10 protein-coding genes and 1 tRNA gene are annotated in these 12,276 nt (G+C 53.5%); 8 read left to right on the top strand and 3 right to left on the bottom strand.

Going from position 1 to position 12,276, the window contains the following annotated elements; genetic code table 11:
• The first annotated feature begins 79 nt into the window (after positions 1-79).
• Positions 80-156, top strand: a tRNA-Pro gene (locus ABRZ28_RS21235).
• A gap of 323 nt (positions 157-479) precedes the next feature.
• Positions 480-1,010, top strand: coding sequence for an Ail/Lom family outer membrane beta-barrel protein (locus ABRZ28_RS21240; protein ID WP_330521458.1), 531 nt, complete (start codon positions 480-482; stop codon positions 1,008-1,010).
• Positions 1,011-1,066: 56 nt separating this feature from the next.
• On the opposite strand, the gene ABRZ28_RS21245 is transcribed toward ABRZ28_RS21240, so the two are convergent.
• Both ABRZ28_RS21245 and ABRZ28_RS21250 read right to left on the bottom strand, forming a co-directional pair.
• On the bottom strand, positions 1,067-2,659 hold the full coding sequence (locus ABRZ28_RS21245; protein ID WP_330521459.1) for an EAL domain-containing protein: 1,593 nt from the start codon (positions 2,657-2,659) through the stop codon (positions 1,067-1,069).
• A 177-nt stretch (positions 2,660-2,836) separates the two neighbouring features.
• A complete protein-coding gene (locus ABRZ28_RS21250; RefSeq protein WP_330521460.1) occupies positions 2,837-4,045 on the bottom strand; it encodes a BaiN/RdsA family NAD(P)/FAD-dependent oxidoreductase in 1,209 nt (402 codons plus the stop codon).
• A gap of 284 nt (positions 4,046-4,329) precedes the next feature.
• Here ABRZ28_RS21250 and pitA point away from each other — a divergent pair, with 284 nt between their 5' ends.
• The gene (gene pitA, locus ABRZ28_RS21255) at positions 4,330-5,841 is read left to right on the top strand and encodes an inorganic phosphate transporter PitA (RefSeq protein ID WP_319605600.1); all 1,512 of its coding nucleotides are present in this window, start codon (positions 4,330-4,332) and stop codon (positions 5,839-5,841) included.
• A gap of 122 nt (positions 5,842-5,963) precedes the next feature.
• On the opposite strand, the gene uspB is transcribed toward pitA, so the two are convergent.
• A complete protein-coding gene (gene uspB, locus ABRZ28_RS21260) occupies positions 5,964-6,299 on the bottom strand; it encodes a universal stress protein UspB (protein WP_319605601.1) in 336 nt (111 codons plus the stop codon).
• A gap of 553 nt (positions 6,300-6,852) precedes the next feature.
• Here uspB and uspA point away from each other — a divergent pair.
• The 5 genes from uspA (at position 6,853) to ABRZ28_RS21285 (ending at position 12,262) form a co-directional block, all read left to right on the top strand.
• Complete coding sequence (gene uspA / locus ABRZ28_RS21265; RefSeq protein ID WP_319605602.1) at positions 6,853-7,293, top strand: universal stress protein UspA; 441 nt, start codon at positions 6,853-6,855, stop codon at positions 7,291-7,293.
• Positions 7,294-7,732: 439 nt separating this feature from the next.
• Complete coding sequence (locus ABRZ28_RS21270) at positions 7,733-8,719, top strand: autoinducer 2 ABC transporter substrate-binding protein (RefSeq protein ID WP_330521461.1); 987 nt, start codon at positions 7,733-7,735, stop codon at positions 8,717-8,719.
• Positions 8,720-8,825: 106 nt separating this feature from the next.
• Positions 8,826-10,325, top strand: a complete 1,500-nt coding sequence (locus ABRZ28_RS21275; RefSeq protein ID WP_330521462.1) for a sugar ABC transporter ATP-binding protein — start codon at positions 8,826-8,828, stop codon at positions 10,323-10,325.
• Complete coding sequence (locus ABRZ28_RS21280; RefSeq protein WP_330521464.1) at positions 10,318-11,307, top strand: ABC transporter permease; 990 nt, start codon at positions 10,318-10,320, stop codon at positions 11,305-11,307. The genes ABRZ28_RS21275 and ABRZ28_RS21280 overlap by 8 nt, the downstream gene beginning before the upstream one ends.
• A 1-nt stretch (position 11,308) precedes the next feature.
• Positions 11,309-12,262 (top strand): ABC transporter permease, encoded by a 954-nt coding sequence (locus tag ABRZ28_RS21285; RefSeq protein WP_330521465.1) that lies wholly within the window; start codon positions 11,309-11,311, stop codon positions 12,260-12,262.
• The last annotated feature ends 14 nt before the right edge of the window (positions 12,263-12,276 follow it).

Below are 12,276 nucleotides of genomic sequence, written 5' to 3' on the forward strand. Positions count from 1 at the left end.
TACTTTACCGCCAGCTATAATCGTTTTGCTAAAAAGAGATTGACGCTTCAATAGGGTAGCAGTAATATGCGCCCGCATTCGGTGAGTGGCGCAGCCTGGTAGCGCACTTCGTTCGGGACGAAGGGGTCGGAGGTTCGAATCCTCTCTCACCGACCAATTTCCCTTTCTTCGTTTTTCCTCACGTCTTTCCCCTGTTTTTCGCGTTCAGTCTTCCATTGCGTCGATTTCAGCTTTTCAAGCGTAAGAAACGTCTCAAAAGCCGCGCTTTTGTTGGTCGTTATGTGTTCGTTTTTATCTATCCATTTGTTTACTAACGCATTTGTTTTTCTGTATTTTTATCGCAATCTAAACGTAAGCATCTTTACGAAATTGTTATTAAATGCGATTTTATACGCGGAGAAAATAGGTGCGATGCGCAACTATTACCTGGTTGGCGCATTGTGTTGTTCACTATGGTTCAAACATGGAAGATGTCATCGATGATGAAAAAAACGGCGTTGTTGTTTTCCGCTCTGGTTGCTTGCGGTATGGGAATGTCGGTTGCCAATGCAGCTCAGACGGTATCATTAGGCTATGCGCAAGCGAAGGTTGACGATTTTAAAGACCTGAAAGGCATTACGGCCAAGTACCATTATCAGGGTGATTCCGCCCTCGGTATTATCGGCTCTTTCACGTATGTCAGTGCAAAAGAGACGGAGTATTATCAGAACTCACTCAACGATCATTATAAGTTTAAATACTATTCACTGATGGCCGGTCCGTCTTATCGTTTTAACGATATCGTCAGCATCTATGGTTTGGCGGGGATTGGTTATGGTAAATCCAGTTGGGAAGAGGGCGACATCGTCTCCCGCCGTTCTGGTAGCGAAAATAAGTCCAGTTTTGCCTATGGCTTCGGCGTTCAAATCGCGCCGACGGATAACTGGGTGATCGACGCGGGTTATGAAGGGACGAAAATTTACGATACGCGCGCCGACGGGTTCAATATTGGCGTTGGTTATCGCTTCTGATCCCCCGAATGTATAAACCGTAGCCGGTAGACATTGCTCTATCGGCTCCCCTCAGTTTATGCGTCCTTTTTGAGTAAAACGCGCTCCGGCAACCTGTCGCGGTTGTAATGAAACCAGACGATGAAGGATTCGCTGCTCATGGGTTTGGCATAAAGAAATCCCTGCATGCAAATAACGCCGCGTTGTTTCAGATAAGCCAATTGCTCGGTGGTTTCGACGCCTTCCGCCACCATTCCCAGTTTCATTCGATGGCTCAGGCTGATGATGGCGTCAAGAATCGGCGCTTCTTCATCCGGTGATGAGAGGGCGCGGATGAATCCCCGATCGATTTTCAGAAAATCCAACGGGAAGTTTTGCAGGTAGGAGAGGGAGCAATGACCGGTGCCGAAATCATCAATGGATATCGTGAGTCCGTCCTCGCGCAACTGATGCAGGCGCTGTATCACCTCCGGGCCGTTGTCGATCAGCGTGCGTTCCGTCAGCTCCAGCGTGATGTTTAACCGATGCGCCGCAATCCTTTGAGCGAAATCGCGGACATCCGAGACGAAATCCGGATGCTGTAAATGTTCCGCGGCCACATTGAGGGAAAGATGGAATCCCGGCGTGACCTTCCAGCCTGCGATGTCCGACGCGACGAGATCGAACAGATGTCGGGTGAGGGGGATAATCATGCCTTCCGTTTCGGCGCTCGCAATAAAGACGTCAGGCTTGATCCATTGTCCGTTGTTGCGCCGCCAGCGCAGCAGCGCTTCAACGCCGATGCATTTCTGTAACCTGACGTTATACACCGGCTGGTAATAGACGGAAAACTCGCCTTTGACAATTCCCCGGGAAATTTCATCCCGCCGCTGGCGCTTGCGTTTTTGTCTGCGCCATAAGATGACGGTGAAAATCAGTGACAACATGACGGCGAGCGGGAGGAAGGTCACGCTCGTTTTTTGCCAAATTTTTATTGATTCCGATGCCGGCGCCATTACGCGTATGGCGATCGGATACTGATTTGATTTGAGAACCAACTCCATGGTGGGAAAGATACCCGATGCGGGAGAGAAGGGCTGACCAACCTGAATGGGATGCCCCTTGTTGACGGTCAGCGTCAGCAGATATTTGCGCATCTGACCGACGGCGCGCATCAGATCAATGAAATGCCGGGCATCAACGACGACATAAGATCCATAGCCTCGGGGCTGCGTTTGCGCGAAGACGACCGCCGGCCGGTCTTTTACGTTGGCGACGCCTCTAATGGACTGACTCCATCGTTCAGGCGCAGGCGTCGGCATGAGTCGTTGCAGCGCGATGTCCGTCGGCATTGAGATATCGCGAGGCGTCGACGAACAGTAAACCCTGGCGTCGCGCGTTACGCCCAGCACGCGAAAATAGGAGAATACCGCGCCAAGCTGTTGCAGGTCAGTACGAATTGCGCTGCAAGGCTGACCGGCTAAATGATCCAGTTCGTCCACCATCGACCATGCCTGGGCGGCGATGTGATCGGCATGAAACATAATGATTTGCGCCGTCGATTCCAGGTCTCGTTTTACCATTATCCGGGATTCAACAAAGGTAAACAGCAACCCAAGCAGTAGCGGTGCGCTCGCCGTCAGTAATAGCGGCCAATGACGTTTATGCTTCTTGCCATGTCTGGAAATCATCCGCATCTCCTTTGTCGCGGATCCAATACCTTGGATGAGGATACGTGAGTCGCCAGCGCTGGCAAGCCTGCATAAGCAGTAAAATTAGTTGTTTTTACTGCTTATTTATTGTGCGATGCAAATAAGTCGCTGCTGTAAAATCTCCTCCTTTCCCGCCGCGGCGATGGGATTTAACCCTTAACGGTTCTGTTTCGCGTAAGGCAGCGCCTGCGCGCAGGCCCAGGCTGAACTCCAGGCCCACTGAAAATTGTAGCCGCCCAGCCACCCGGTCACATCAACCACTTCGCCGATAAAGTACAGTCCCGGCACTTTAGCGGCCTCCATGGTTTTTGACGACAGTTCCCGGGTATCCACGCCGCCCAGGGTGACCTCCGCGGTGCGGTAACCTTCGGTGCCGTTGGGCTGAACCCGCCATTGTCCCAAGCTCTGCTCGAGTTGCTGTTGTTGCGCGCCGTTAAGCTGTTTTAACGTGACATCCGGCACCTGTCCCAGGGTTTGCAGGCACTCGACCAGCCGTTTGGGAAGCCACTGCGCCAGCGTGTTTTTCAGGCTCTGGTTGGGGTGAGCCGATCGTTCATCATTAATCAGCGTCGCAATATCCCGATCCGGCAGTAAATTGATGGTGACGAATTCGCCGGCCTGCCAATAGCTGGAAAGTTGCAGCACCGCCGGGCCGGAAAGCCCCCGGTGGGTAAACAGAATATTTTCGCGAAATGTTACGCCATTTTCCGCGGCGATTGCCGCCGGTACCGAAACGCCGGAGAGCGTCTGCAAATGCGCCAGCAACGGCTTATGCAGGGTGAAGGGTACCAGCGCGGCGCGCGTGGGCAGCACGTTTAGCCCAAACTGGCGGGCGATTTGATAACCGAAAGGCGTCGCGCCCAGACCCGGCATGGACAGGCCGCCGCTGGCGATCACCAACGCGGCGCTATGCAGCGCGACGCCGTTGGCTAATTGCAGGATAAACGCGTCGCCCGCTTTTTCCACCGCGGTCACTTCGCTGCGTAAGCGGATCGTGACGTTAGCCTGCTCGCATTCTTGCACCAACATATCGACGATCTGTTGGGCCGAGTCGTCGCAAAATAGCTGACCGAGGGTTTTTTCGTGGTAGGCGATATGGTGGCTGTTCACCAGGCTGATGAAATCCCATTGGGTATATCGCGCCAGCGCGGACTTGCAGAAGTGGGGATTTTGAGAGAGGTAGGCCGCAGGCTCGGCATACATATTGGTAAAGTTGCAGCGCCCCCCGCCGGACATCAGGATTTTACGGCCGGGTTTTTTACCATTGTCGAGCAACAGAACGCGTAACCCACGCTGTCCGGCCTGTGCGGCACAGAATAATCCCGCCGCGCCGGCGCCGATGATGACAACGTCAAACTGTTCCACAATGATTTCTCCGATTGGGGTTTTGCGTGATCTTTAGCCTGAAATAGGGCGCGCTGAGCGTCTTCAGGGCGGCAAATTGTAGTGTCCGTTTCCGTCAGATACTAGCGTAACAATTTACGTTATTTGGTAAAAAACTATAACTATATGATTTTTATCGATTAAGTATCAGGTCTGCTATGCGCCGTGGCAAACCAAGTCAAAAAAATGTCATTTTTCTCTTTTCCCCGCCCCCGCTTGTCGCGGATAATGCGCCGCGTTCATGACCACTAAATGGCCTAACGCTTATGCTACATTTATTTGCCGGACTGGATTACTACACCGGCCTGATGTTGATACTGGCTTTGTTGTTTGTATTGTTCTATGAAGCTATTAATGGCTTTCACGATACGGCCAATGCCGTCGCTACCGTTATTTATACTCGCGCAATGAAAGCGCAGTTCGCTGTCGTCATGGCGGGCATCTTTAACTTTCTGGGCGTGTTGCTGGGCGGGCTAAGCGTTGCTTACGCCATCGTTCACCTGCTCCCTACCGATTTATTGCTGAATGTCAGTTCGGCGCATGGTCTGGCGATGGTCTTTTCCATGCTGCTGGCCGCCATTATCTGGAACCTCGGCACCTGGTATTTCGGGCTCCCCGCTTCGAGCTCGCACACGCTGATTGGCGCCATCATCGGTATCGGTCTGACCAATGCCTTATTGACGGATACCTCTGTGGTGGATGCGCTCAATATTCCCAAAATGGTCAGCATTTTCCTGTCGTTAATCCTGTCGCCGATCGCGGGGATGGTTATTGCGGGCGTGATGGTGTTTTTATTACGTCGTTTCTGGAATAGCAGTAAAAAACGTAAACGCGTACACCTTACGCCAAACGATCGTGAAAAGCAGGATGGCAAACGCAAGCCGCCGTTCTGGACGCGCACCGCGCTGATTTTATCGGCTATCGGGGTCAGCTTTTCACACGGCGCCAACGACGGTCAGAAAGGCATCGGTCTGATTATGCTGGTCTTGATCGGCGTGGCGCCGGCCGGATTTATCGTCAATATGAATGCGTCCGGCTATGACATTAGCCGTACCCGCGATTCAGTGGTTAACCTACAGGAATATTATCATCAGCATGGCGCCGCGCTGGGACATGTTATTGATCTGTCGCCGCCGCTGATTCCGACGGAGGAAAAAACCATTCCGGCCGATGAGAGCGGCGCGACGGAATTCTACTGCGATAGCTCCCGCGTCATGGTGGCTATCGATCAGACTCAGAGCCTGCTCAATAACCTGAAAAGCTACGAGCAGTTAACTGCGGACGATCGCGGCAAGGTGCGCCGGTTGCTGATGTGCATTGCCGATACCATGGATCGGATTATCAAGCTGCCGGAAACCGAGGCTGATGACAAACGTTATCTGAGCAATCTGCGTAAGGATCTGTTGCAGACCGTCGAATATGCGCCGATTTGGATCATCATCGCCGTCGCGCTGGCGCTGTCACTGGGTACCATGGTGGGCTGGAAGCGCGTGGCGACCACCATCGGCGAGAAGATCGGCAAGCGCGGAATGACTTACGCGCAGGGCGTCTCGGCGCAGGCCACCGCCGCCTTGTCGATAGGCGTCGCCAGCTATACCGGGATGCCGGTATCCACCACTCACGTGTTGTCGTCCGCGGTAGCCGGGACGATGATCGTCGATGGCGGCGGCGTTCAGGGGAAAACGGTGAAAAATATCCTGCTGGCCTGGGTACTGACGTTGCCGGTTTCGTTGGTCTTGTCGGGTTCGCTGTATTGGCTGGCGTTAAAGCTGATCTAGCGATGGGCGAGGCGGTTGATTAAGACCGTCGGCGTCGTTCCCGTTCAGGCGGGAAGCCGGCGGCATAAAAAAAGGCGATTCTTAACGGATCGCCTTTTTATTGTCGATAACAGTTCATTTTTTCAATACCAAATCATCATCGCTATCAGGCTGATAACCACTAATCCACACAACGCGGTAGTCAGCAGAAATTGCCCCCGTACCCTTTCGCAGCGGCGCACAAATTCAGGATCGTGGTGCTCAAGATAACGCTGCGCGTAAATATAGCGCACCAATCTGATTTGTTTGCTTGGCTGACCATGTGATGTGAAGAATCCTCCGCCATCCACGTACTGATAAAGCAACGGATCGCAATCACGTAATACCAGAAGTAATACACGTAATGAGGAATAATATCGCGCCATATTGATGATGCAGACAACACATAAAGCCCAGAAAAGCGCAAATGTACTGATCATGCTTCCCTCCCGGTAAGAGTCATATTCGTCAGCGACCCTGGTATAAACCCACGGCACTTCTGCGAATATTTATGCCACACGTTCTTCACGTGATTTTATCGTGTGACCGGACGACTAACGCATCACGGTTAACCCCATTGTTATTTCTCCCCTGAGAGGGTCAGACAGGCCGCTCCCCTCGCTTTTATTGTAGAAGAGGAATGTCTCTTTTTTCTACAGCTACAGAAAAATCGACGCATTAGACGACTTTCTCTGCCTTAGTGCGCTTATTTGAAGCATAAACACGGCATCTTTGCGGTAAATGTAAGGGCTTTCTACTAAACTACCCCATAATATTGACAGGATTGAAAATAGGTCTTTAATGGAAGAATCAAGATGTTAGCTACCCAAGGATCTGATTATTTCCTATGCCGTTTTGTTAAAATATATCGTTGTGATCTGCTGAACATACCGTGGCGCGGCAAGGTGCTATCCTATAAATCGCTATTAAGTATCAGATTGGCAGCAGAAAATCTGCTGACCTAATCTTAGCCTTTACGGAAGGAGTCTTATTATGGCTTACAAACATATCCTTATTGCTGTTGACCTTTCTCCGGAAAGTAAAGTGTTAGTGGAAAAAGCCGTCTCTATGGCCAGACCCTATAACGCGAAAGTATCTTTGATTCATGTCGATGTGAATTACTCCGATCTGTATACCGGGCTTATTGACGTCAACCTGGGGGATATGCAGCAACGCATCTCCGAAGAAACCCAGCATGCGCTGCTTGAGCTTTCTCAGAACGCCGGTTACCCCATTACTCAGACATTGAGCGGCAGCGGCGATTTGGGGCAAATTCTGGTTGATGCCATCAAAAAGTACGATATGGACCTGGTGCTCTGCGGTCACCATCAGGATTTCTGGAGCAAACTCATGTCCTCCGCGCGCCAATTGATTAATACGGTACATATCGATATGTTGATCGTTCCGTTGCGGGATGAAGAAGAAGAAGAGTAAAACCCGATCGCGGAATAAAACAGTAAAAGGCATGGCTTATCAGCTATGCCTTTTGTCATATAATAGAAATCGTATCGATTCCTCTCGTCATTTCCATTCCGACAGTCGCCGCATCGCAGAAAGTGAGCGAGTACGCAATTCCGGCAGATATTTTTATGTAGCGCGGATGTCGGCGGCCAAATAGCGGCCGGTATAGCCTGCCATATGTTAAATAAATGTTATTTTAATGTTTGTATTTGGTTTATTTATGACCTGGGTGTAGTGGTAATATTACTACCATCATTTTATTTAACACAAATTTAACCAAATAAGTGATATAATTTATCATAAATGTTCATTGATCACATTTATGTAACTTCAGCTACGTAACCTCTTCCATTTCTTTGTAATCTTCAACGGTGGAGAAACCCCCACCCTACAGAGAAGAAAAGGTAGAGCTATGAAATCTAACCTCGCATTACTTAAGGCATGTGCGGTTTCTGTTTGCATGCTGGCAACAATCCCTTCTTTCGCCGCGGAAAAATATGAAATCGCCGTGGTGGCCAAGGTCACCGGTATTCCCTGGTTTAACCGTATGGAAGTGGGCGTGAAGGAAGCGGCGCAGAAGCTCAACGTTAACGCTTACCAAACCGGCGCATCCACCCCGGATCCTGCCGCACAGGTGAAAGTGATTGAGGATCTGATCGCCAAGAACGTCAATGCCATTATTGTGGTGCCAAACGATGCCAGCGTGCTGGAGCCGGTGCTGAAGAGGGCCAGAGACAGAGGCATTGTGGTGCTGACGCATGAATCCCCGGACCAGCAGATCGGCCAGTGGGATATTGAAACCATCGACAGCGAGAAGTACGCGCAGGCGAATATGGATGAGCTGGCGCAAAGCATGGACGGCAAGGGCGGCTACGCCATTTACGTCGGCTCGCTGACCGTCCCCTTGCATAACGCCTGGGCGGATTACGCCATTAAATATCAGAAAGAAAAATACCCGGAGATGTTTGAAGTCACTTCGCGTTTGCCGGTGGCGGAAAGCATCGACAGATCGTTCTCCACGACGCAGGAGTTGATCAAAACCTACCCGCAGATGAAAGGCATTATCGGCTTTGGCTCACTGGGGCCGATCGGCGCAGGCCAGGCGCTGTCCAGGAAACGCGGCGGCGATAAGATTACCGTGGTGGGGATCGCCATGCCGTCTCAGGCCGCGCCTTACCTGATACGCGGCGATATCAAAAAAGCGCTGTTGTGGGATCCGAAAGATGCCGGTTATGCCGTCGTGACGGTGGCGGAGCAATTGTTGCGCGGTCAGCCGGTCACCGCCGATCTTGAGATTGACGGACTGGGTAAGGCGGATGTCGACATGGACAACAAGGTTATTCGGTTTAATAAAATTCTGGAAGTCACTAAAGATAACGCTAAATCACTCGGCTTTTAATTGTCGTTAATTCGCCATGCCAGGGAAATTTAACTCATGCCGGGACACGGAATAGCGTGTCCCGCGCTTCAGTCGCTGCAAGAATAAGTTCGTACAGGTTAACGTTATGACATCATCCACCGCATTTATCACGCTGGAAAATATCAGTAAGAAATTTCCCGGCGTGCTGGCATTGGACCAGATCAACCTGACGCTGAATAAAGGCGAGGTACATTGCCTTGCCGGCCAGAATGGCTGCGGCAAAAGCACCATTATTAAAATTATTTCCGGCGTTTATCAGCCTGAAAAAGGCGCCGATATCGCGCTGGAAGGTAAATTATTTCATTCCCTCACGCCACAGCTCTCAGGCCATTACGGCATCCAGGTGATATATCAGGATCTGTCGTTATTTCCTAACCTGACGGTGGCGGAAAATATCGCCATTCACCGTTATTTACCCGGCGGTCATTTCTGGGTCAGTAAAAAAGCGATGCGGCGGATTGCGCTGGACGCGATGGCGCGCGTCGGCGTACGCATCGATGCGGATAAGAAGGTGGAGAAGCTCTCCATTGCCGATCGCCAGTTGGTGGCTATCTGTCGCGCTATTGCGGCCGATGCGCGGCTGGTGATTATGGACGAACCCACGGCCTCGCTGACGCGTCAGGAGGTGGACGGCCTGTTGCGCGTGGTCAATGAACTGAAGGCGGCGGGCATTTGTGTGGTATTCGTCAGCCACCGTCTGGACGAGGTGATAGAAGTGGCTGACCGCATCAGCGTGATGCGCGACGGCAAACTGGTCGGCACCTGGCTGGCCGGCGAGCTGGATAGTCAGGTGCTGGCGTTCCTGATGACCGGCCAGCGCTTTCACTACAGCCATCTGCCGGCGCGTCCGGCGGTGGAGAGCACGCCGCTGCTGGAGGTTCGTCGCCTCAGCCGACCCGGTAAATACCATGATATCAATCTTGCGCTGCACGGCGGCGAGATTGTCTCGATTGTCGGCCTGCTGGGTTCCGGGCGCACCGAACTGTGCCTCAGCCTGTTCGGCATGACGCAGCCGCAAAGCGGTGAGATCCGGGTGGCGGGTCAACCGGTGCGGCTGCGCAACAACCGCGAGGCGGTGCGTCACGGCATCGGCTACGTTTCCGAGGATCGTCTGACCCAGGGGCTGATTATGGAACAGTCGATCTATGACAATACCATCGTGACGGTCTTCGACCAGCTGCATACCCGGTTCGGGCTGCTGGATCATCAAAAGGCCGGCGCGCTGGTCGAGCGGCTGATTCGCGATTTGAACATCAAGGTGTCCGACAGCGCGCTGCCGGTGAAAACGCTGTCCGGCGGCAACGCTCAGCGCATCGCCATCGCCAAATGGGTGGCGACGCAGCCGAAAATCCTGATCCTCGATTCGCCGACGGTCGGGGTGGATATCGCCAACAAAGAGGGGATCTATCAGATCGCCAAAGATCTGGCCGGGCTGGGTATGGCGGTACTGATGATCTGCGATGAGATCCCCGAAGCCTGCTACAACAGCCATCGGGTGCTGGTGATGCGCGAAGGAGAACTGGTCGCCGAGTTTTCACCCCGCGACAGCAGCGAACAACAGATAGCCGAGGTGGTGAATGGATAAGTCGTTTCTTGCCCGGCTGGCCGGGCGGCATGAGTTCTATCTGGGCGTGCTGGTTCTGATGCTGGCGATTGGCCTTAGCGTGGGTACCGACGGGTTCCTGACGCTCGGTAATTTGACCGACGTCGCCACCAGCTACGCCATTCTCGGCATTCTGGCCTGCGGTCTGTTTGTGGTGCTGATCGCCGGCGGCATCGATATCTCATTCCCGGCGATTACCTCTATCGCGCAGTATGTGATGGCCAGTTGGATTATCCAGCACGACGGCAATTTCGCGCTGGCGTTCGCCATGGCCATCGCGGTGGGTTTGTTGCTTGGGCTGGTCAACGGGCTACTGGTCTATTGGCTAAAGGTGCCGGCGATCATTATCACCATCGCCACGCTTAACCTGTTTTACGGGTTGCTGGTCTACGCCACTAACGGCACCTGGCTGTACGGCTTTCCGGACTGGTTTATGGACGGCATCTACTGGTTTTCGTTCACGGCCGCCGACGGTTATGACTACGGTCTGACGTTGCCGCTGCTGTGCCTGTCGGCTGTGATTGTCGTCACCGGCGTACTGATGAACTTTACCCGCCTCGGGCGCCAGATCTTCGCGATGGGCGGCAACCGCGATGCGGCTTCGCGCCTGGGGCTGAATTTGCTGCGGCTGCATTTTTACGTCTACGGCTACATGGGCGTGCTGGCTGGCGTCGCCGCCGTGGTGCAGGCGCAGATTACCCAGTCGGTCGCGCCGAACGCGCTGCTCGGTTTTGAACTGACGGTGCTGGCGGCCGTGGTGCTCGGCGGCGCCAGCATGACCGGCGGACGCGGCACGCTGACCGGTACGCTGCTCGGCGTGGTGCTGTTGGCCTGTTTGCAGAATGGGTTGACGTTACTCAGCGTTTCTTCCTACTGGCACACGGTATTCAGCGGCGTCATTATCCTGATCAGTATCAGCGCCACCGCCTGGAACGAAAAACGCAAGCTGGCTAAGGAGTTATAACATGTCGCAACTCACCCGTTTGCTGCCCGGCGATCGCATCGTTCAGCTACAGGGCATGATTCTGATCGCGGTGGCGCTGTTGTTCGCCGCGCTGCTTGGCACGCGTTTCTTTAACGTCGGCAACTTCCAGTCGATGGCCTCTCAGCTGCCGATCCTCGGGATGTTAGCGCTGGGCATGGGCATCACCATGCTCACCGGCGGTATCAATCTGTCGATTATCGCCGGGGCGAACGCCTGTTCGCTGGTTATGGCGGCCATTATCGTCAGCCATCCGGATCAACCGCTCTTTCTGGGGCTGGCGCTGCTGGCCGGGCTGGCGTTGGCCGTCGCCATCGGCCTGCTTAACGGCATTCTGGTCGCCTGGATCGGGGTTTCGCCCATCCTCGCCTCGCTGGGTACCATGACGCTGATCACCGGCCTGAATATCCTGCTTTCCAATGGCGCGGTGATTTCCGGTTTCCCGCCTGTCATTCAATACCTCGGCAACGGCGAAATTCTCGGTATTCCGGTGGCGCTGCTGCTGTTTCTGTTGGTGGCGGCCGCGCTATGGCTGCTGCTGGAACACACCACTCTGGGACGCAGCCTGTATCTGGTCGGCTCCAATGAGCAGGCCACGCGCTTCAGCGGCGTGAATACCGCCCGCGTGCAGATTGCGGTCTATGTCCTCTCGGCGCTGCTGGGGTGGGCGGCGGCGTTGCTGATGATGGCGAAGTTTAACTCGGCCAAGGCCGGTTATGGCGAGTCCTGGCTGTTGGTGACCATCCTGGCTTCGGTGCTGGGCGGCATTAATCCGGATGGGGGATTCGGTCGCGTCATCGGGCTGGTGCTGGCGCTGATTGTCCTGCAAATGCTGGAGAGCGGTCTTAATCTGCTGGGCGTCAGCAGCTATCTGACCATGGCCCTGTGGGGCGGCGTGCTGATCCTTTTCATCGCATTACAGAATCGAAAAGCCTGATTTCAGGAGAAGAA

The sequence above is a fragment of the Brenneria sp. g21c3 genome (assembly GCF_040240345.1).
In the GTDB taxonomy this organism is placed as follows: Bacteria; Pseudomonadota; Gammaproteobacteria; order Enterobacterales; family Enterobacteriaceae; genus Brenneria.

Excerpts from the sequence above, each read along its gene's own strand:
- ABRZ28_RS21245 (WP_330521459.1), bottom strand. The coding sequence starts at position 2,659 with ATGATTTCCAGACATGGCAAGAAGCATAAACGTCATTGGCCGCTATTA.
- ABRZ28_RS21275 (WP_330521462.1), top strand. The coding sequence starts at position 8,826 with ATGACATCATCCACCGCATTTATCACGCTGGAAAATATCAGTAAGAAA.
- ABRZ28_RS21280 (WP_330521464.1), top strand. The coding sequence starts at position 10,318 with ATGGATAAGTCGTTTCTTGCCCGGCTGGCCGGGCGGCATGAGTTCTAT.
- ABRZ28_RS21285 (WP_330521465.1), top strand. The coding sequence starts at position 11,309 with ATGTCGCAACTCACCCGTTTGCTGCCCGGCGATCGCATCGTTCAGCTA.
- pitA (WP_319605600.1), top strand. The coding sequence starts at position 4,330 with ATGCTACATTTATTTGCCGGACTGGATTACTACACCGGCCTGATGTTG.
- ABRZ28_RS21240 (WP_330521458.1), top strand. The coding sequence starts at position 480 with ATGATGAAAAAAACGGCGTTGTTGTTTTCCGCTCTGGTTGCTTGCGGT.
- ABRZ28_RS21270 (WP_330521461.1), top strand. The coding sequence starts at position 7,733 with ATGAAATCTAACCTCGCATTACTTAAGGCATGTGCGGTTTCTGTTTGC.
- uspA (WP_319605602.1), top strand. The coding sequence starts at position 6,853 with ATGGCTTACAAACATATCCTTATTGCTGTTGACCTTTCTCCGGAAAGT.
- uspB (WP_319605601.1), bottom strand. The coding sequence starts at position 6,299 with ATGATCAGTACATTTGCGCTTTTCTGGGCTTTATGTGTTGTCTGCATC.